The organism is Streptomyces huiliensis (genome assembly GCF_020037025.1).
GTDB classification, from domain to species: Bacteria; Actinomycetota; Actinomycetes; order Streptomycetales; family Streptomycetaceae; genus Streptomyces; species Streptomyces huiliensis.
The window spans coordinates 16340-35303 of sequence record NZ_JAIQLH010000093.1; the positions used below are offsets into that span (position 1 = coordinate 16340).

Sequence of the window (18964 nt, forward strand, 5' to 3'; positions counted from 1 at the left end):
GGGGATGAGGCGGATTCGAGAGGTGCCGGCGCGGTCCCGCCGGGTGGGCGGGGACGCGCCGGGGGCGGCGGCCGGCCGGTGGGCCGGGCGCGCCGCGCCGGTGGTGGGGGAGTGGTGGGTCAGGCGGTGGCGAGGACGGAGACGAGGGCCGCGAAAGCGTCCTCGGCCCGGTCGTCGTCGACGTCCGAACGCCGCCACGCCATGCGGACGAGCAGGTCGTCGCCGTACGAGACGGACACCGCGAACGGCGCCTGGAGCGGCCGGTCGTCGAGGTGCGTCTCGCGCCCGGTCGCGCCGCCGAGCCGCAGCGGCGGCCGGCGGCCGAGGTCCTCGAAGGTGAGCAGCCCGTCGAACCGCCCGGACCAGGGGGCGCCGGCGCCGCGGACGGCGTGCACCACCTCGTCGAAGGGCGCGTCGGCGTGGTCCAGGTCGTCCCACCAGGCGGCGGTGCGGGCCTCCGGGCCCTCGGCGTCGGCCGGGTGGGCGACGGTGTTGAGGAAGCAGCCCAGCACCGGCTCGGCGGCGGCCGGTCTGCCGCCCCACGGGTAGCCGAGGGCCGGGACGTGCTCCGCGCCGTACAGCGTGCGGGCGGCGCGGGCGCAGGCGTCGAGCGCGGTGGGGAAGGCCGCCGCCCGGCCGTCGCCGGCCGGCAGCGGCAGCCGCAGCCGGGTGCTCCCGGTGCCGTCCGCTCCGGGGCGGTCCCGTGGCGGGGGCGGCGGGCGGAGGCCGGACAGCCGGCGGGCCCAGTAGGCGCGGGCCGCCGGGGCGGACGCGCGCTCCTCGGCGGAGAGTTGGAGCTCGACGGCCTCGCGGTAGGCGGCGGCGCCCGCCGTCGTCCGTGCTTCCGGTATGTCGTGGGGGCCGAGGCCCTCGGCGTAGGCGCGGGTGAGGCCGTCGGTGATGCCGCCGAGCGACTGCTCGTCGCAGACGGCGTGGTCGAGGACGAGGGCGAGGACGTCCTCGGTGTCTCCGGTGGGCTCGGTGCCTCCGGTGGGCTCGGTGGCGCCGGTGGCGAGGAAGAACCGCAGCGGCGGCCCGTCGGCCGGCCAGTCGGCCAGGGCCCGCGGCAGCACCTCCGCCGCCGTCGCCCCCGGCGGGACCGGGACCTCCCGGACCCACCCCACGGGCGCGCCGAGCCGCTGCACGGGCACGCCCCGGCTCACCTCCGGGCGGACCCGCAACGCCGGGTGCAGGGCGGCCAGATGGCCGGCCGCCGCCTCCAGCCGTGCGACGTCGACGGACCCGGCGGGGAAGGCGAAGAACAGCGGGACGAGCGCGGGCCGCCCGGCCGGGTCCAGCCGGCGGGCGAGGAGGAACCTCCGCTGGGCCCCGGTGACGGGCAGCGGGGCGGCGGCGCCCTCGGAGCCGGTGAGCCGCCGGTAGCGGTCGAGGTAGGAGGAGGTGATGCTGGGGGACTGCACGGTGACCTCCCGCGCGCCGGGAGCGGCGCGGCGGTTCGAAGGACAGGGGAGCAGGGAAGGGAGGGCCTCAGCCCGCGACGGGCACGGCCGGCAGGTCGCGCTGCCGCCGCAGGGGCGAGAGCAGCAGGGGCAGCGGCACCAGCAGGAAGCCCGCGGCGCACAGCCAGACGGCGGCCCGGGCGCCGTACGCCCCGGCGACGGCCCCGCCGACCAGGGCGCCGAAGGGCATCATGCCCCACACGACGAAGCGGAGGGTGGCGTTCATGCGGCCCAGCAGCGCGTCGGGGCAGAGCAGTTGGCGGAAGCTGACCTGGGCGACGTTGTAGACCACGGCGCCGAAGAAGACCACCGCCTCGCCGACGGCGAACCAGGCCGCCGCGGCGCCGCGCCCGGCCAGCGGCCAGAGCAGGGCGAACGGCCCGGTGACGAGCGGGGCGAGCCAGATGACGCGGGCTCTGCCGACGGCCCGGCCGAGGACGTCCGCGCACAGCGCCCCGCCGAGACCGCCGACGGCCGCCGCCGACAGCATCAGTCCGACGGCACTCGCGGGCAGGTCGAGCACCCGGACCAGGAACACCGTCTGCACGGCCGTCAGCATGGCGGCGAAGAAGTTGGCGACCGCCGTCGAGCAGGCGATCATGCGCAGCGCGGGATTGCGGAAGACGAAGGCGAGCCCTTCGGCGATCTGGGCCCGCAGCGGCTCGCCGCCGGAGGGGGCGGGCGGGGGCTCGGGGGTACGGATGCCGCGCAGGCAGAGGGCGGAGACGAGGTAGCCCAGGGCGTTGGCCAGCAGGGCGAGGGGCGCTCCGGCGACCTGCACGAGGACGCCGCCCACCCCCGGGCCCGCCATCTGGGCGGAGGAACGGACGGTCTCCAGGGCGCCGTTGCCCGCCACCAGCTTCTCGCGGGGGAGGAGGGACGGCAGGTAGCTCTGGTGCGCGATGTCGAAGAAGACCGTGGCGACGCCGGTGACCAGGGCGACCACGTAGAGCTGGGTCATCGTCAGGACCCCGGCCCAGGCGGCCAGGGGCAGCGCCGCCATGGCCAGGGCACGGAGGACGTCCGCGCGGATCAGCACCGGGAGCCGGCGCATCCGGTCCACCCAGGCCCCCGCCGGCAGACCCACCAGCAGGAACGCGGCGGTCTCGGCGGCGGTCAGGAACCCGGTCTGCAGCGGCGAGGCGTCGAGCTCCACGACGGCGACCAGCGGCAGGGCCACCAGGGTCACCTGCGCGCCCAGCTGACCCGCCGCCGCGCCGGACAGCAGCAGCCGGAAGTCCCGGAAGCCCCTGCCGCGTAACAGGCCGCCGCCGCTCTCGGACGTCATTGACAACATTTGACAGAGATTTGGCTACGTCGACGGGTTCAGTCAAAAACTGCGGCTATTTCCGGTCAGTTGTGTTCGGATTGCGGACAGTGATGACAGGCCGATCGAGGTGGGGTGCGTGAACGACTTCGGTCCGTCAGCTGAACGACACATGACGTGACGCCTGGTGCGCTGCGTGATCGTCAGCGGGAGCGGCCGGGAGCGGTCCGAAAAGGGACGGGTCGCGCGGATGTCCGGAATTCGGTGTCGCGGCGGGCGGCCCGGCGCCGTCTCAGGTGCTCTGCACCTCGTGCACCCATGCCGTGAGCCCGGCCACGAACCCCGCGCGTTCCGCCGGTCCGAGCGTCGCCAGGGCGCGCAGCAGCGGCCCGCCGCGCCGGACCACGAAGGTCTCCAGCGGCTCCCGGTACGCCTCGGCCAGCGACACCAGGACGCGGCGGCGGTTGGCCGGGTCCTCGGCGCGCTCCACGACGCCCGCCCGGTGCAGCCCGCCGACGAGTTCGCTCGCCGTGGGCAGCGAGACGTGCAGCCGCTTGGCGATCTCGCCGACGCTCAGCGGTCCGGCGGCCAGCAGCTGCGGGAGCACGGCACCGTGACGAGCCGTCAGTCCGTGCGTGTCCATGGCGTCCCGCAGCGGCGCCGGCATGAGGTCGCGCACCGCGCCCGTGCGGAAGTAGGGCTCCAGGAGCGGGACGAGGCCGACCACGAGCGTGTCGTCGGAACGGCCGTGGACGGGGGCCGGGTGTGGGGGTGGTTCCGCTTGCTGCATACTGTCGAGTGTAAACGGTTCGGATTCACAAACTATTCGGAACTCCGAAGGGTTGGTGTCCCACGTGTCACCGGTCACCTATCACGACGCCGTCAACGACGCCCTCGAACGCCTCGACGACCTCGGCTACGAACGAGGCAAGGGCGTCGACCTCGCCAACCACGGGCCGATGGGAGCGGAGGCGCTCGCACTGCTCGGCCACGAGGACGAGGTGGCCCGCTGGGTCGTCCGCTACCGGCGGGTGATGGAGCATCACGAACCCCCGTCCGAGCGCTTCCCGCTCGACGCCGCCGACGAGAGCTCCTGGCGCCCCGCGCTCGGCGCCTTCGACCGGGCCGGCGACTGGGAGGGGCTCTTCGTCCGCGAACTGGCCGAGGCGCCCTGGCGGGACGTCCTCGCCCGGTGGTGGCCCCGGCTGCTCCCCGGGCTGTTCGCCGGCCTGACCCACGGCCTGATCCGCACCGCCCACGCCGTGCGCGGCCTGTCCGCGACGGGCGACCGCCCGACCCCGTACCAGCACCGCGAACTCGCCCGCGGGCTCGCCTACTGGGCCGGCCGCTACACCGAACTCCCCGGCACCCCGCGCCTCGGCGGGACGCACACCGTCCCCGCCGCCGTCGCGGCCCTGCCACGAACGGCGGAGGACCATCCGCTCGACGCCCGGACCGTCGCCGGCCGGTTCACGCGCCTCGGCGGGCTCCCGGCCTACGGGGACGCGCTGGAGTGGCTGGCCCCGGAGGAGGCGGCGCACCTGCTCACCGAGATGACCTGCCAGTTCGCCGACGTCTACCTCGGCCACCCCGAGGTGTATCCGGTGCCGCTCGTGCACGGCGTCACCGCCCCCGCCGCCGTCCGCCTCGTCCTGCCCCACCTGCCGCACGCGCTGCACGGGCCGACGGCGGCCCGGCTCTGGCAGGTGCAGTCCGCCTTCCTGCTGGCGATGACCGTCGACCGGCGCGGCGAGGGCACGGCGGCGTGGCGGGAGGAGGTGCCGGAACTGCCGCCGACCGGCGAACTGGCCGCCCGGGCCGCCGAACACGGCGACGAACACGTCATCAAGCTCACCGAGGCGTGCCTGCGCGAGTACGCCCTGCGGCCCGACCTCCGCTACCTCGCCGCCGCGGCCGTCGCCCAGCGGCGCATCCCCCGGCTGGACGCCGGCGGCGGCGTCACCCACGTACGGCTCGGCGACGCCTGACCGGCCTCGGCGCCTCGGCGCCTCAGCCCGGTGCGTCGGACGGCGTACGGGTATGGGAACGGATCTCCTCGGGCGTGAGGTACGCGTCCGTGTACTCGAAGTCCCGGAGGGTGGCGGGGCGCCGGCTCTGGAAGCCGGTGCGGACGTAGTCGTCGCCGGCGGCCGCGTTGAGCAGCCAGTTGGTGGCGGTCCGGACCTTGGCGACGTTGGTGCGCAGCGCGAGCAGGTGGTAGCCGCGCGCCACGGCCTGCGCCGGAAGCCCCGTCAGCTGCACTCCGAGCGGCTTGGACACCGCGTCCTTGCCGCCGAGGTCCACGACCAGGCCCAGGTCCTTGTGGACGTACGGGCGCAACGGCTCGCCCCGCAGCCGCGCCACGACGTTGTCGGCCGCCACCTTCCCCTGGCGCTGGGCGTGCTGGGCCGTGGGCGGGCAGACGGCACCGTCGCCCTTGGCGCGGTCCGGGACGGCCGCGGCGTCGCCGAGGGCGAAGACGCCGTCGAGACCCGGCACGGTCATCCGGTCGGTGACGGCCAGCCGGCCCTTGACGGTCTCGGCGCCCAGCGTGCCGACCAGCGGGCTGGCGGCCACCCCCGCCGTCCAGATCAGCGTCCGGCACGGCAGCTCCCGGCCGTCCGTCAGCGTCACCCGCTCCCGCCCGGCCTTGGCCACCGAGGTGCCCAGCGAGACCTCGATGCCGCGCCGCCGCAGCGTACGCGCCGCCTCGGCGCCCAGCCGGTCGCCGAGTTCCGGCATCAGCTTGGGCGCCACGTCCAGGATGTGCCAGTGGACGTCCCGAGGGTCCAGCCGCGGGTAGCGCCGGCAGGCCGCCGTGGTGATCCGCTGCAGGCACGCCGCCGTCTCCGTCCCGGCATACCCGCCGCCCACCACGACGAAGCGCAGCCGCGCCTCGCGCTCGGCGGGGTCGGTGGCGGCGTCGGCCAGGTCCAGCTGCGCGATGACGTGATCGCGCAGGTAGGCCGCCTCGGCCAGGGTCTTCATGCCCCGGGCGTGTTCGGTGAGGCCGGGGATGTCGAACGTGCGCGTGATGCTGCCGGGCGTCAGCACGAGGACGTCGTACGGCTCGTTGACCACCTCGTCGGTGATCTTCCGTACGACGCACACCTTGGCCTCCGGGTCCACCCCGACGGCCCCGCCCGGCAGCACCCGCGTCCGGCGCAGCCCGCGGCGCAGCGACACCGCCACCGACTGCGGGGTGAGCACCCCCGAGGCCACCTGCGGCAGCAGGGGCAGGTAGAGCTGGTAGTCGAACGGGGTGACCAGCGTGATCAGCGCCTCGTCGGGCCTGAGCCGCCGCTCCAGCCGCCGCGCGCACTCCACACCGGCGAACCCGCCCCCGACGATCAGAATCCGCGGCCGCCCGGCGCTCCGGGCCGCCTCCGTAGTGGTCGTATGCGTCGTCATGGTCTGACGTGTGCTCGCTGTGCGGCGATTCAGTGCTGCTGCGGGGGAACGGAACCCGTTCCGGGGGTGGGCGGTGACACCTGGCGGATCCCGCGGCACCGGGTCAGCATGCCCGCCGCGGGGATTCGACCCAGGTGGTGGCGCCGTCGGTGAACTCGTAGCGGAGGAGGGGCAAGGCGCGGTCGAGGAGCTCGACCATGGCCGGATGGTCGGGCGCGTCGCCGGTGAGGAGGTCCATGAAGACGCTGCCCACACCACCGGGGAGGTCGTCGCCGGGGCGGACGTAGGGCCGATGGCCGGTGATGCCCTCCAGGCGCCGGATCTCGTCGCCGCCGGTCAGCGCACGCAGGCGGCCGGGACGGACCGGGGCCAGGCCGTTGAACTGGAAGTACACCCGGCCGGGCGGTGCCGGAGCGGGCGGAGGGGGAGCGCCGAGGGCCAGCAGCGCGGCAACCCGGACGAGGTCCACTCCGCAGGCGCGGCGGGACAGTTCGTTGAGGTGACCGCCCAGACGGCCGTTGACCTCGATGATCCGGGGGCCGCCGGGAGTCAGCTTGACCTCCGTGTGGCAGACGCCGGTGGTCACACCGAGCGCGGTGACCGCTCGCACCGCCAGGTCGGACACCGCCTCGCGGTCCTCGTGCGGCAGCGCGGCGGGCCAGAACTGTCCGGTCTCCCGGAAGGGCGGGGTCAGCGGGTGTTTGCCGGTCACCGCGAGCACCTCCGTCCCGTCCGGGCCGGTCGCCGTCTCGACGGACACGTAGTCGCCGAAGGGACCGCTCGGCCGCCCCCGGAGGAGTTCCTCCACCACCCACGTGTCCTCGGGGCCGTCGAAGAGCCGTGACCGCACGCGGTCCGCGTCCGCCCGGTCGTGGACGGCGAAGGTCCCCCGGCTGCCCTGACCGTGCACCGGCTTCACCACCGCGGGCAGTCCGACGGCCGACAGCGCCGCCTCCCAGGCGGCGACGTCCGGGACCGGGCGGCACCGCACCGTGTCGACTCCGGCGGCGGCCAGCCGCTCCCGCTGCCGGTACTTGTCGGTGAGGACCTCGGCCACCTCCGGCGTGTGGTGGGGCAGACCGAGGGTCCGGGCGAGACCGGCCGTGACCCGCAGCAGGCTCTCGGAGAAGGTGAGCACCCCCGCCGGGGCGAGCCGCCGGAGGAGTACGGCATCCCGTTCCGGGCGTCCCGTCAGCTGGACCACCCGGCCCAGCCGGGACAGGACCGGCCGCAGCTTGCGCACGTGCGGTGAGTGGGGCAGGACGAAGGCCACCGGGGCCAGTCCCGCCACGCCCACCGCGATCTCCGCCGGGGAGACGGCGCCCTCGTCGTACGCCACCGCGAGCGGTGCCGGTTCACCCATCGAGGGGCTCCGTCCCGGCGGAGTGCACGTCCCGGGCCGCGTCGCGCAGGCCGCCGACGGCCAGGGCGACGTACTCGTCCACCCGTTCCTCGGTCACCAGGGCAGGGTCGAAGGAGACGAGCAGTCCGCTGCCGAAGCCCGGGTAGTCCAGGGTGAAGTCGCAGGACAGCGGGTGGCTCGCCTTGTCCCGGTCCCACCACCCGTCGGCGGAGAGCGACCCGAGTGCGGACAGCCGGCGGTAGACGTGGAAGTCGGTGAAGTTGAAGGCCGCGTCGAACGAGCGTCGCCCCAGGTCCTCCTCGATCAGGGCCAGCGGATGACGGCGGTGGGGCGTGGAGGCCATCTCCGTCTCCCACAGCGTCCGGGCCAGTCCGGCCCAGGTTCCGGAGACGGAGGGCAGGCGCAACGGAACGGTGTTGAGGAAGAGTCCGACGACCCGGTCGGCGTCCGGCATCTCGGGCCGCCCGTTGACCACCACCCCGGTGACCACATCGGTCGTGCGCCCCGCGATCCGGCCCAGGGCCCGGCAGTGCACCGCCAGCAGCAGGCTCTTCAGCGGGACCCGCGCCTCGGCCGCCCGTGCGCGCAGGTCCGCGAACAGGCCCTGCGGCAGCGCCGCGGCGCGCCGCCCGGACGCGTCGGCCGGCCGGCCGTACCGCTCCCGGTCCAGCAGCGGCGGCACGTCGCACTGGGCGCGCCAGAACGCGGCGGCCTCGGGGGAGTCGACGACGGCCCGCTCCAGCCGGACGAACTCGGTGGCCGCGGCCGCGGGCGGCTCCGGCAGTCCGTGGCCGGTGCCCGTCAGCAGGGCGTCGTACAGGGTGAGCAGGTCCACGAGGACGGTGGCGAAACTCCAGCCGTCCATGATCGCGTGATGGATCGCGACCGTCAGCCGGAACGTGTCACCCGGCCCCGCGGCCACATGGCAGCGGAAGAGCGGCGCACGCTCCCAGTCCAGGGTGGTGGACAGCTGTGCGTCCCGCCAGGCGGACACGGCCACGTCGGCCTCCGCGGCCGTCCCCACCCGTTCGGCCTCCAGCGGCTCCGTGACGTCGCCCCAGAACAACTGCATCGACTCCGAGTAGCTGCCCAGGTCGAAGGAGCTGCGCAGGGCGGGGTGGCGAGCCATCAGCTCGCGCAGCGCCGAACGGAAGAGGTCCTCACGGTAGGGCGCCGTCACCCGCAGGCCCATCAGGTCGTGGTAGAGACCCGGGTCCTCGGCCATCTCGCACTGGAAGATCAATCCCGTCTGGAGTGCCGAGGCGGGCAGCGCGTCCCGCACCCCGGCGGGCATGGCCGCCCGGTCCTCGGGGGCCACCAGGCCGCTCTCGGAGTGGGTACCGGGTCCGCCCGCCTCCTCCGGGTCCCCGCCGCCCGTGGCCGCGGCGCGGACGTGCTCCGCGAGTTCGTGGACCGACGGGTTCATCAGCAGGTCGATCAGGCGCAGCGGCATGCCCTGCTCCGTGGCCCGCGTGACCACCCGCACGGCGGTGAGGGAGTCCCCGCCGACCGCGTAGAAGTCGTCGTCCGGTCCGATCAGGTCGGAGCCGATCTCCTCTTGGAAGATCGCGAGGAGTGCGTGGGTCGTCGGCTCAGGTTCCATGAACCGTCTTCCTTCCTGCCAGGGATTCGGTGAGGGAGTCCTGCACGGCCGCCAGGACGTCCTCGCGGTGCTGTCGCAGGTAGAAGTGGCCGCCGGAGAACATGCGGACGCGGATCGGCGCGGTGAAGTGGTCCTGCCAGGCGGCCAGCCGGGATTCGGTCACGTCGTCCTCCGTGCCGCCCAGGGCGAGCAGCGGTACGGACAGGCGGCCGAACGCCGGCGCGTAGTCCCGCAGCAGCCGCATGTCGGTGCGGATCGCCCCGAGGAAGAGCTCACGCATCTCGGGGTCCTCCAGCAGCCCGGCCGGGGTTCCGCCCATGGCCAAGACGCGCCGTACGAGCCACTCGTCCTCGGACTCCCCGGGCTCGGGCCGTGCCTGGTTCACCGGCGGCCGCGCCGAGACGACCAGCAGCGCGGGCGGCGGGTACCCGCCGTGCTCGAGCCAGGCGGTCACCTCGGCCGCGATCGCACCGCCCATGCTGTGTCCGAAGAGGACGAAGGGCCGGGGAGCCATGTCGGCGATCATCTCCCCCACCAGGGAGGCGAGTTCGGGCATCCGGTCGATCCCGGGCCTGCCGATCAGCTGCTCGCGTCCCGGCAGCTGGACGGGCTGGACGTCGAGGGTGGGGGAGGCCCTGACCCACTCCCGGTAGGCCGAGGCACCCCCTCCCGCGTGCGGGAGGCAGAACATGGTGGCCCGGGCGTCCGGGAGTCGGTCGTCCCAGAAGGGCAGGAGGGGATGGGCGGTCTTCATCGGCAGTGTCCTTGTTCGGCGGATGAGCTGGGGCCCGCGGTCAGCTGTAGTGCCGCATCGCGGCGGCGACATCGCGCCCCGGCCCACTGCCCGAACAGGCGAACGCTTCCGCCACGCGGTCGCGCGTCTCGTCCGGCTTCTCCTGGCTGAGCTTGAACATCGCGTCGGCCGCCGTGACGTCGAAGCGGAAGGCGCCCACACCGGGCAGCATCCGCTCGAAGTACGGGACGGACTCGGTCATGTCCCAGCCGGTGCCGTGATCGCGTTCGTACGCGCGGACGGTGGCCCGGATCACGTCGAGGGTCTCGTCGGAACCGGGCAGCGGAGTGATCGTGCCGCGCAGGTGCACGGCGACGAAGTTCCAGGTGGGTGCGGCGGGGGTGACGTCGTACACGGTGGGGGACACGTAGGCGCCCGGCCCCCGGAAGACCAGCAGCGCGGGGAGCGCGGAGTCCAGGGCGGACCAGTGCGGGTTGCTCCGGTTCAGATGGCCGTGGAAGCGGGTCCCCACCAGGCCGGTGTCCCCGGTGCCCCGGGCGAGGGTGGGCTCGTCCGGGATGACCGGAAGGTGCGTGGCCAGCGGGCCGTCGGGACCGTTGCTCACCAGGGTGGCCAGCGGATTGCCGCGGATGACGTCGAGCAGCCAGGCGGGATCCTTGGGCCGGTAGTGGTCGGGAACGTACATGGGAATCCTTCCGCGCTCGGGTCATCGGGATGCGGGGAGCCGGCGCCCGGCGGCGATCGACTCGGTGATCTCCCACGCCCGCCCGGCGATGTTCGACAGCAGGGAGGCGGAGATGCCATGGGTGTGCTCCGTACCGCCCTGGACGTAGATGCCCGCCCGTACCCGGGGGCCGGTCTCCACGCGGTGGTCGCGGGCGACGCGCAGAGCACCGGAGCCGGTCCGCTCGCACAGGTCGGCGGCCGGCCCGAGAGCGGCCGCGGCGTCCATGGGGCCGTAGCCGGTCGCGAACACCGCCACGTCCACGGCGAGTTCCTCGGTACGGTCCGCCATCGCCCGGGTGACGCGCAGCAGTACGCCGTCCCGGGTCTCGGTCGCCTCCGTGACCCGGCTCATCGGGAGCATCGTCAGACGGCGCCGGCCGCGCACGGACTCGCGGTACATGCGCCGGTACAGGTCGTTGATCAGATCCAGGTCCACGACCGCGTAGTTGGTGTTGGCGTGGTAGGCGTAGAACTGCTCCTTCACGCCCGGCGGGGAGTCGTAGAATTCGTCCACCGCGTCCGGGTCGAAGACCTGGTTGGCGAACGGCGAGTCGTCGGCGGGGCTGTACCCGTACCGCGGGATCACGCCCGTGACCTCGGCCCCGGGGAAGCGGGAGTGCACATGGGCGACGGCCTCGGCCGCGCTCTGCCCGGCACCCACCACCGCGAAGCGCCCGGGTTCCCGGCCGTCCAGTGCGGCGAGCCGGTGCAGCAGCTCGGAGCTGTGCCAGATCCGGTCCGTGGCGGTGATGCCCGCGGGCATCCGCGGGACCAGGCCGGTCGCCACCACGAGGTTGCGGGTCCGCAGGGTGGTGGTGCGGCCGGTGGCCACCTCGCGGGCGGTCACGTCCAGGGCGCGGACCTCGTCGCCGTCCCGGACCGGCGTCGCACCGACCACTTCGGTGCCGTACGTGACCAGGTCGGAGAACTTGGCGGCGGCCCACTCCAGGTAGTCGTGGTATTCGAGCCGGGTGGGGAAGAAGTCCTTCTGGTTGACGAAGGAGACCAGCCGGCCCCGCTCGTGCAGGTAGCTCAGGAAGCCGTACGGACTGACCGGGTTCCGCAGGGTCGCCAGGTCCTTCAGGAAGCTCACCTGCATGGTGGCGTCCTCGATGAGCATCCCCGGGTGCCAGCCGAAGCGCGGCCGGCGTTCGAGGAAGGCCGCCTTCGCGTCCTTCCACGGATGTTCGCGCAGCGCGACGGCGAGGGCGAGGCCGGCCGGGCCGAAGCCGACGCCCAGGACGTCGTACGCGTCCTCGTCGGAAGCGCCCTGCCCACCCGTCGGGGCCGTATCCGTGTGCCTCATGGTCCGCTCCGCTCCCGCACCTTCCACCACAGCCTCCGTTCAGCCTCGACCGATGTCCGTACCGTCCGGCACGTCACCCGGTGCCGACGCTCCAGTCGTCCAGCAGGGTGGACCGCTGGCGCGCGGAGAAGATCGGCACGCGTGACAGCCGGAGCTCCGGGTCGGCGGCCACCGCCGCCAGGAAGTTCGTGTAGTGCTCGCAGAACGCCTCCGCCGTCGCCGCCTCGAACAGGTCCCGCGCGTACAGCAGTCGGCCCGCGACCGTCCCGTCGGCCCGTTCCCCCAGGTGCGTCTCGGCGTCGAACCTGGTCCGCACCCGCCCCTCGGCGAAGTACTCGGCGCTCACCCCCGGCAGGTCGAGGAGGTCCGCCGCGGTGCCGGTGGCGCCCGCGTCCAGGTCGAACCAGACCTGGACCAGCGGATTGCGGCTGAGGTCGCGGACGGGCGACAGCTCCCGCACGATCCGGTCGAACGGCACGTTCTGGTGCGCGTGGGCCGACAGCAGCGCCTCCCGCGCCCGGTCCACCATCGTGCCGAACGCCGGGTCGTCATCGAGCCGGACGCCGATCGGCAGGGAGTTGGCGAAGAACCCTATGAGTCCCTCGTACGCCACCTTCATCCGGCCGTTGACCGGGCAGCCGACCGCGAGGCCGGTCACCCCGGTGTAGCGGGACAGCAGTCCCTGGAAGGCGGCCAGGCACGTCATGAAGAGGGAGGCGCCGCGCTCGGCGGACAGGGCCCGCAGCCGGTCCGCGGTCTCCGCGTCGACGAGGATCGCCGCCTCACCCGCCCGGTACGTCGGCTCCTTCGGCCGCTCGTGATCCGCGGGCAGCTCCAGTACGGGCGCCACGCGGTCCAGGGCCTCCCGCCAGAAGCCGAGCTCCCGCTCGTACTCCGCGGTGCCGGCCAGCCCGTTCTGCCAGAGGGCGAAGTCCGCGTACTGGGCTTCGAGCGGGGGCAGTTCGGGGGCCCCGGCACCGGTCCCGGCCCGGTAGGCCGCGGAGAGCTCACCGGCCAGGATCGCCAGGGACTCCCGGTCGAACGCGATGTGGTGCACCACGATGCCCAGCACGTGGTCGTCCGGCCCCAGCCGGGCCAGCCACACCCGCAGCGGGCCCTCCGTGTCGAGCCGGAACCGGTGGTCGGCTTCCTCGCCGGCGAGCCGGAGGGCCGCGGCGACCGGGTCGGGCGCCGAGCCGAGGTCGTGCCGGGCCACCGGCGTCCGGCCGCGGGCGTCGGCATCGGCGTCCAGCACGCGCTGGAACGGCTCGCCCTCCTCGTCGGCCGGGTAGCAGGTGCGCAGCACCTCGTGCCGCCGCACCACGAGGTGGACCGCGCGTTCCAGCGCCTCGGTGTCCAGCGGGCCGCGCAGCCGGTACGCGGTCGGCACGTTGTAGGCCAGACCGCCCTGGGTGAGCTGGTGGATGAACCACAGCCGGCGCTGGGCCGGTGCGAGCGGCGGACGCTCGGGGCGTGGGGCCGGCGCCTCGCGGATGGGCGCCGAGAGCCCGGCCAGCCGCCGCTCCATGAGTACACGGGCGGCGTCCGAGAGATTGCCCGTCACATTCTTCTCCCGTTTTGATCGATGATTCGGCATGCCGGACGGTACTCTGCTCGAACAAGCAGCACAAGGGATTTCGATACCCCTCGACAAATGATCGGCCGGCTGATTATGCTGCATCGCCGATAAAGCACCCGTGTCACTTGCCCTGGAGGTTCCGAAATGGCCGACGATCGCGTCTACCAGGTTGTCGTCAATCACGAGGAGCAGTACTCGATCTGGGACACTCAGATGGACATTCCGGCAGGTTGGACGGCTGTCGGCGTCTCCGGAAGCAGGGCGGAGTGCCTTGCCCACATTGACCGGACCTGGACTGACATCACCCCGCTGAGCGTGCGGGCGAAGTACGCGAAGACTGCCTCTTGAATTAATTGCCGAGGCATTCCGGAGACCGCCGCGACATGATGTCGCGGCGGTTTCTTTCGGTGGCCGTGTCAGGGGTTCAGGGCGGCGTCTATTTCGCTCTCGGTCATATGGGAAATCGATTCGAGTACGAGTTCCTCGATTGCGGCGCATTGCTCGGCGACCGTGCGGAAATCGAATACCGCACGGACTGGGAAGGCGATCCCGAAGACCTCCCGGACCCGTACCGACAGCCGGGCCGCCGACAGCGAGGTGCCGCCCGAGGCGAAGAAGTCGTCCTCGACGCCGGGGGCGCGCCCGGGCAGCACCTCCCGCCACAGGCCGTGGACCGTCGACTCGGCCGCGGTCCGCGGGGCCACCGCAGGACGGACTCCGGCCGCCGGCGGCGCGGGCAGCGCCCTCCGGTCGACCTTGCCGCCGACCGTCATCGGCAGGCCGTCCAGCCGGACGAAGACGGAGGGCACCAGGTACGAGGGCACCTCCCGGCGCAGCCGGGAGCGCAGCTCCGCGTCGCTCGGACCGGGGGACCCGCACACCACGTAGGCCGCCAGTACCGGGGTTCCGTCGGGGCCCGCCGCCGCGGTCACCACCGCCTCCCGGACCCCCGGGCAGCGCAGGAGCACGACCTCCACCTCCGCCGGCTCCACCCGGTAGCCGCTGATCTTCAGCTGCCCGTCCGCCCGGCCCCGGAACTCCAGCGTGCCGTCGGCGGACCACCGCACCAGGTCCCCGGTGCGGTACATCCGTGCTCCGGGCTCCGTGGCGAACGGATCGGGCACGAACCGTTCGGCGGTCAGCCCGGCCCGTCCCGGGTAACCGCGCGACACCAGGGCACCGCCGAGCCAGAGCTCGCCGCGCACTCCGCGGGGCACCAGGTTCAGACGGCCGTCGAGTACGTAGGCCCGCACCCCCGCGATCGGACGGCCGATGGAGCGGTCCGGCCAAGGCCGCGCGAGCGCGTCCGTGGCGGTGGCGACGACGGTGTTCTCGGTCGGGCCGTAGTGGTTGAACACCGGGACGCCCGGGGAGTCGCCGGCGCGCGGCCGGAACACGTCGCCGCCGGTCAGCAGCCGCCGCAGCGGGGTCCGCCGGTCGAGCGGCTCCCGGATCAGCGATTCCGCCAGCGCGGTGGGGACGAAGGCCGTGCCGGTGCCCGAGCCGGCCAGCCGGTCGAGCAGACGGGACGGAGTGCGCACCTCCTCCGCCGAGCACACCTCCAGCCGCGAACCGCTCGCCAGGGCCGGCCAGATCTCCCAGGCCGCGGCGTCGAAGGAGACACCGGCCGTCTGCGCCGTGGCCACGCCCGCGGCCACCGGGTACCGGTCCAGATGCCAGTCGAGGAGCCGGGTGAAGGTCCGGTGGGTGACGCCGACGCCCTTCGGCAGTCCGGTCGAGCCGGAGGTGTAGACGACGTACAGCAGCCGGTCGGGATCGAGTGCCGCGGCCGGGTCCCCGGCCACGGGTCCGGCCGCCGGTTCCACCGCCCCGCCCTCGGGCCCGCCGCCCGGACCGTCCCCGCCCAGGAGTTCGTCGACGCGGACCAGGCGGTCCCCGGCCATCCCCGTCAGCTTCTCGGCCACGGCGTCCCCGAGCACCGTCGTCGCTCCGGAGTCGCGCAGCAGATACGCGACCCGCTCGGCCGGAAGGTCCGGATCCACCGGCAGGTAGGCCGCCCCCGACCGGACGACGCCCAGCAGGGCGCAGACCAACTCGGGCCCGCGCGGCAGACAGACCGCGACCACCTTCTCGGGCCCGGCCCCGCGCTCCCCGAGCACGCGGGCGATCCGCCGCGACCACCGGTCGAGCTGACGATATGTCAGCTGTCGTCCGTCGTGGCTGACGGCCACCTCGTCCGGGAACCGGGCCACCGTCCGGTCCACGTACGCGTCCACCGTCGCCGGACCGCGCCGCACGGCGGGTCCGGTGCCCAGGTCCAGCAGCCGCGCGCGCTCGGGCCCGGCCCCGGTGAGCGGGATCGAGTCCAGCGGCCGGCCCGGCTCCGCGGCCGCCGCGGCGAGCAGCGCGGCGTAGTGCCCTGCCAGCCTCTCGGCCGTCTCCTCGTCGAACAGGTCCGCCGCGTACAGCAGCCGCCCCGCCAGCCCCTCCCCGGAGGGCCGCAGATGGAGTTCGGTGTCGAAGCGGGTGGTGGTCTCGGTGACGGGGACCTGCCGGACCCGGACACCGGGCAGGATCAGCGCCGGCCGGTCCAGTTCCGGATCCGCCAGGTCGAACCAGTGCTGGAACAACGGGTTGCGGTTGGCCTCGCGGGTCACGCCGAGCCCGTCCACGAGCCGGTCCAGCGGCAGTTCCTGATGGTCCAGCGCCTCCAGCACCCGGTCCCTGACCTGCCGGCTCAGGTCGTCGAGCGACGTCGACCCGCCGAACTCCCCGCGCAGCGGCACGGAGTGCGTGAAGAACCCGATGACCTGCTCCACCGCCGGGTCCTCACGGCCCGCGAACGGCACTCCCACCAGGACGTCCCGGACATCGGCGTACCGGCCCAGCAGGTGCTGGTAGGCGGCGAGACCGACACAGAACAGGGTGGTCCGGTGCGCCTCCGCGACGCGGTACAGGGCGGCGGTGACCTCCTCGGGGATCCGGAAGTCCACCAGCCCCGCCCGAGGGCCGGGCCGGGCCGGGCGCGGACGGTCCGACGGCAGTTCCAGCACGTGCGGCGCACCGTCCAGCGCGTCCCGCCAGTGGGCCAGCAGCCGCTCCCGCTCGGCGGGCCCGAGCGAGGCCCGCTGCCGGGCCGCGTGAGTGGCGTAGTCCGGGCCGGGCGCGAGCGCCGGTGCCGGGCGGCCACCCGCGAGCGCCCGGTACCGCGCCGAGAGCTCCCGTTCGAAGATGCCCCGGGAGACCCCGTCGAAGGCGATGTGGTGCACCTGGACGTGGAAGAGGAAGCGGCCCTCGCCCAGCCGGAAGAGCGCGGCCCGCAGCCACGGTGCCACCCGCAGGTCCATGGGCGTGTCCAGCATCGCCCGTACGGCCTCCTCGGCGGCCCGCTCCGGCTCCGGCTCAACGCTCAGGTCGACACGCTCCAGCCGCACCGCCGTGGCGGGCTCGGCCACGGGGACCGGTCGGCCGCCCGTGGCGTCGATCCGCGACCGCAGCACCGGATGCCGCTCCGCCACGGCCCGCAGCGCACGCTCCAGCAGGTCCGCGTCGACGGGGCCGTCCAGCCGGCGGCTGAAGGGTGTCAGGTATCCGGACTCGCCGGGGGAGAGCTGGTCCAGGAACCAGAGCCGCTCCTGGGCGAAGGACAGCACGGGCTGCCCGGCCGGCTCGCCGGCCGCCGTCGTGGTCATCCGCGCTCCTCGCGCAGCCGGCGCACTTCCTCCGCCAGTGCCGCGGCGGTCGGGCGCTCGAAGACCGCCCGGAGCGGGAGCTGTACCCCGAGCGCGGCGCGCAGCCGGTGGACCACCTGGGTGACCAGCAGCGAATGCCCGCCCAACCGGAAGAAGTCGTCGGTGACGCCGATCCGGTCCCGGCCCAGGGCCTGGGCCAGCACCTCCGCGGCGGTCCGTTCGGTCTCGTCACGCGGCGCGACCCATCGCGGCCCGCCGCCGTCCGGGAGCGGCAGCGCCTTGCGGTCCACCTTTCCGGTGTCGGTCAGCGGGAACTCCGGGAGGAAGACGTAGCCGCTCGGCACCATCGGCGCGGGCAGCCGTAGCCCGAGGTACTCCCGCAACTCGCTCGGGGCCGGCGGTTCTCCGTCGGCGATCAGATACGCCGCCAGGTAGGCGTCCCGGCCCTCACCGATCCGGAGCACGACGGCCCGTTCCACATCCGGGCGGTCGCGCAGCAGGGCCTCGATCTCTCCGGGCTCGATGCGGTAGCCGTGCAGCTTGATCTGGAAGTCGGCCCGGCCCAGGTACTCCAGCACCCCACCGGGCCGCCACCGCCCCAGGTCCCCGGTGCGGTACATCCGGGCGCCGGGCACCCCCGCGTACGGGTCGGGCAGGAACGCGGCGGCCGTCAGGCCCGGCCGGCCCGCGTACCCCCGGGCCGGCGGCCCCCCGCCGACGTAGATCTCCCCCGGCACGTTCGGCGGTACGGGCGAGAGGTTCGCGTCGAGTACGTAGATCCGTGCGGCGGACATGGGCCGTCCCGTCAGCGGGTGGTCGGGCCACTCGGCGGCCGGCGCCGTCAGCCTGGGCGCGGTGACCACGTTCACCTCGGTCGAGCCGTAGTGGTTGTCGAGGAACATCCCGGGGGACCGGTCGCACAGTTCGCGGATGGCCGGAGTGATCACCTGCCGGTCGCCGGTGGTGATCAACTCGCGGAGCGTGGCCAGCCGGTCGGGGGCGGTCCCGCCGTACCGGGCGAGCTCGTCCAGCGCGACCACCGGCAGCAGGACCTTGGTCACGGCGTGCCGTTCGACCAGACCGGCCAGCGCTTCGACGTCGTAGCGCTCCAGCTCGGTGGCGATCACCGCGCAACCGCCCAGCCACCAGGTGGACATGAGCTCCAGGAATGCCACGTCGGCGGTGACGGGGAAGTACTGGAGGGCGACCGGGCGCTCGGCGTAGTGCTCCCGGCACCAGTCGAGCAGGGTGATCTGCGGCCCGCACTGCATGGCGATGCCCTTGGGCCGCCCGGTGGACCCCGAGGTGTAGATGACGTACAGCAGCCGGTCGGCCTCGCCCGCCGGCCCGGCGTCGTCCGGACCGCCCGGGGCCGCGGCGGCCGGCGCCGGACGCTCGCCGTCCAGCTCGTACACCAGGGCCCCTCCCCAGCCTTCGGCGTCCGTACCGGCCGACACCGACCGGTCCGTCACCACCAGCCGCGCCCCCGCGTCGGCCAGCACCGCCCGGGACCGCTCCGCCGGGTGCGCGGGGTCCAGCGGCAGGTACGCCGCGCCCGCCTTGACCACCCCCAGCACCGCGACGGCCAGCCCGGTCCCGCGCTGGACGCACAGCCCGACCACGGTCTCGGGCCCGGCCCCCAGCGCCCGGAGGTCACGTGCCAGCGACTCGGCCGCCTCGTCCAGCTCCCGGTAGCTGAGCGTGGTGCCACCCGAGACGACGGCGGGCTCGTCCGGGGCCTTGGCGGCCCAGACGTCGAAGCCTTCCAGCACCGTCCGGGCCGTCCGGCCCGGGGCCGCCTGCTGCTCTCCTGCCATGGCGCACTCCAGATCTTGATCTCGT

The 18964-nt window shown here is 74.2% G+C and carries 14 protein-coding genes; 2 read left to right on the forward strand and 12 right to left on the reverse strand.

Annotation, left to right across the window (positions count from 1 at the left end; translation table 11 throughout):
• Positions 1-119 precede the first annotated feature (119 nt).
• The 3 genes from JNW98_RS18255 to JNW98_RS18265 form a co-directional block, all read right to left on the reverse strand.
• Positions 120-1421, reverse strand: a complete 1302-nt coding sequence (locus JNW98_RS18255) for an amino acid adenylation domain-containing protein (RefSeq protein WP_223769316.1) — start codon at positions 1419-1421, stop codon at positions 120-122.
• 67 nt (positions 1422-1488) lie between these two features.
• Positions 1489-2748 (reverse strand): MFS transporter, encoded by a 1260-nt coding sequence (locus JNW98_RS18260; protein ID WP_223769317.1) that lies wholly within the window; start codon positions 2746-2748, stop codon positions 1489-1491.
• A gap of 271 nt (positions 2749-3019) precedes the next feature.
• Positions 3020-3517 (reverse strand): MarR family winged helix-turn-helix transcriptional regulator, encoded by a 498-nt coding sequence (locus JNW98_RS18265; protein WP_223769318.1) that lies wholly within the window; start codon positions 3515-3517, stop codon positions 3020-3022.
• Positions 3518-3572: 55 nt separating this feature from the next.
• On the opposite strand from JNW98_RS18265, the gene JNW98_RS18270 reads away from it, so the two are divergent.
• Positions 3573-4715, forward strand: coding sequence for a questin oxidase family protein (locus JNW98_RS18270; protein ID WP_223769319.1), 1143 nt, complete (start codon positions 3573-3575; stop codon positions 4713-4715).
• A 22-nt stretch (positions 4716-4737) separates the two neighbouring features.
• On the opposite strand, the gene JNW98_RS18275 is transcribed toward JNW98_RS18270, so the two are convergent.
• The 7 genes from JNW98_RS18275 to JNW98_RS18305 form a co-directional block, all read right to left on the reverse strand.
• Positions 4738-6138, reverse strand: coding sequence for an NAD(P)/FAD-dependent oxidoreductase (locus JNW98_RS18275; RefSeq protein ID WP_223769320.1), 1401 nt, complete (start codon positions 6136-6138; stop codon positions 4738-4740).
• Positions 6139-6241: 103 nt separating this feature from the next.
• Entirely contained in the window at positions 6242-7501 is a 1260-nt protein-coding gene (locus tag JNW98_RS18280) for an ATP-grasp domain-containing protein (RefSeq protein ID WP_223769321.1), read from the reverse strand.
• Entirely contained in the window at positions 7494-9104 is a 1611-nt protein-coding gene (locus JNW98_RS18285; protein ID WP_223769322.1) for a condensation domain-containing protein, read from the reverse strand. Before JNW98_RS18285 ends, JNW98_RS18280 begins: the two co-directional genes overlap by 8 nt.
• Positions 9094-9858, reverse strand: coding sequence for a thioesterase II family protein (locus JNW98_RS18290; protein ID WP_223769323.1), 765 nt, complete (start codon positions 9856-9858; stop codon positions 9094-9096). The genes JNW98_RS18285 and JNW98_RS18290 overlap by 11 nt, the downstream gene beginning before the upstream one ends.
• Positions 9859-9898: 40 nt before the next feature.
• Complete coding sequence (locus JNW98_RS18295; protein ID WP_223769324.1) at positions 9899-10543, reverse strand: FMN-binding negative transcriptional regulator; 645 nt, start codon at positions 10541-10543, stop codon at positions 9899-9901.
• 21 nt (positions 10544-10564) lie between these two features.
• Complete coding sequence (locus JNW98_RS18300) at positions 10565-11890, reverse strand: lysine N(6)-hydroxylase/L-ornithine N(5)-oxygenase family protein (RefSeq protein ID WP_223769325.1); 1326 nt, start codon at positions 11888-11890, stop codon at positions 10565-10567.
• 73 nt (positions 11891-11963) lie between these two features.
• Positions 11964-13454, reverse strand: a complete 1491-nt coding sequence (locus JNW98_RS18305) for a condensation domain-containing protein (protein WP_223769326.1) — start codon at positions 13452-13454, stop codon at positions 11964-11966.
• 159 nt (positions 13455-13613) lie between these two features.
• Here JNW98_RS18305 and JNW98_RS18310 point away from each other — a divergent pair, with 159 nt between their 5' ends.
• The gene (locus JNW98_RS18310) at positions 13614-13817 is read left to right on the forward strand and encodes an MbtH family protein (protein ID WP_223769327.1); all 204 of its coding nucleotides are present in this window, start codon (positions 13614-13616) and stop codon (positions 13815-13817) included.
• Between the two features lie 68 nt (positions 13818-13885).
• On the opposite strand, the gene JNW98_RS18315 is transcribed toward JNW98_RS18310, so the two are convergent.
• Both JNW98_RS18315 and JNW98_RS18320 read right to left on the reverse strand, forming a co-directional pair.
• Positions 13886-17122 carry a non-ribosomal peptide synthetase gene (locus JNW98_RS18315; RefSeq protein WP_223769328.1) on the reverse strand — a complete coding sequence of 1079 codons (3237 nt, stop codon included), beginning with the start codon at positions 17120-17122 and terminating at the stop codon, positions 13886-13888.
• Positions 17119-18939 carry a non-ribosomal peptide synthetase gene (locus JNW98_RS18320; protein ID WP_223769329.1) on the reverse strand — a complete coding sequence of 607 codons (1821 nt, stop codon included), beginning with the start codon at positions 18937-18939 and terminating at the stop codon, positions 17119-17121. The genes JNW98_RS18315 and JNW98_RS18320 overlap by 4 nt, the downstream gene beginning before the upstream one ends.
• Positions 18940-18964 lie beyond the last annotated feature (25 nt).

What these genes read in the sequence shown, in the direction of transcription:
- JNW98_RS18265 (WP_223769318.1), bottom strand. Translation starts at nt 3,517, where the DNA reads ATGCAGCAAGCGGAACCACCCCCACACCCGGCCCCCGTCCACGGCCGT.
- JNW98_RS18275 (WP_223769320.1), bottom strand. Translation starts at nt 6,138, where the DNA reads ATGACGACGCATACGACCACTACGGAGGCGGCCCGGAGCGCCGGGCGG.
- JNW98_RS18285 (WP_223769322.1), bottom strand. Translation starts at nt 9,104, where the DNA reads ATGGAACCTGAGCCGACGACCCACGCACTCCTCGCGATCTTCCAAGAG.
- JNW98_RS18295 (WP_223769324.1), bottom strand. Translation starts at nt 10,543, where the DNA reads ATGTACGTTCCCGACCACTACCGGCCCAAGGATCCCGCCTGGCTGCTC.
- JNW98_RS18290 (WP_223769323.1), bottom strand. Translation starts at nt 9,858, where the DNA reads ATGAAGACCGCCCATCCCCTCCTGCCCTTCTGGGACGACCGACTCCCG.
- JNW98_RS18310 (WP_223769327.1), top strand. Translation starts at nt 13,614, where the DNA reads ATGGCCGACGATCGCGTCTACCAGGTTGTCGTCAATCACGAGGAGCAG.
- JNW98_RS18300 (WP_223769325.1), bottom strand. Translation starts at nt 11,890, where the DNA reads ATGAGGCACACGGATACGGCCCCGACGGGTGGGCAGGGCGCTTCCGAC.
- JNW98_RS18320 (WP_223769329.1), bottom strand. Translation starts at nt 18,939, where the DNA reads ATGGCAGGAGAGCAGCAGGCGGCCCCGGGCCGGACGGCCCGGACGGTG.
- JNW98_RS18260 (WP_223769317.1), bottom strand. Translation starts at nt 2,748, where the DNA reads ATGACGTCCGAGAGCGGCGGCGGCCTGTTACGCGGCAGGGGCTTCCGG.
- JNW98_RS18280 (WP_223769321.1), bottom strand. Translation starts at nt 7,501, where the DNA reads ATGGGTGAACCGGCACCGCTCGCGGTGGCGTACGACGAGGGCGCCGTC.
- JNW98_RS18315 (WP_223769328.1), bottom strand. Translation starts at nt 17,122, where the DNA reads ATGACCACGACGGCGGCCGGCGAGCCGGCCGGGCAGCCCGTGCTGTCC.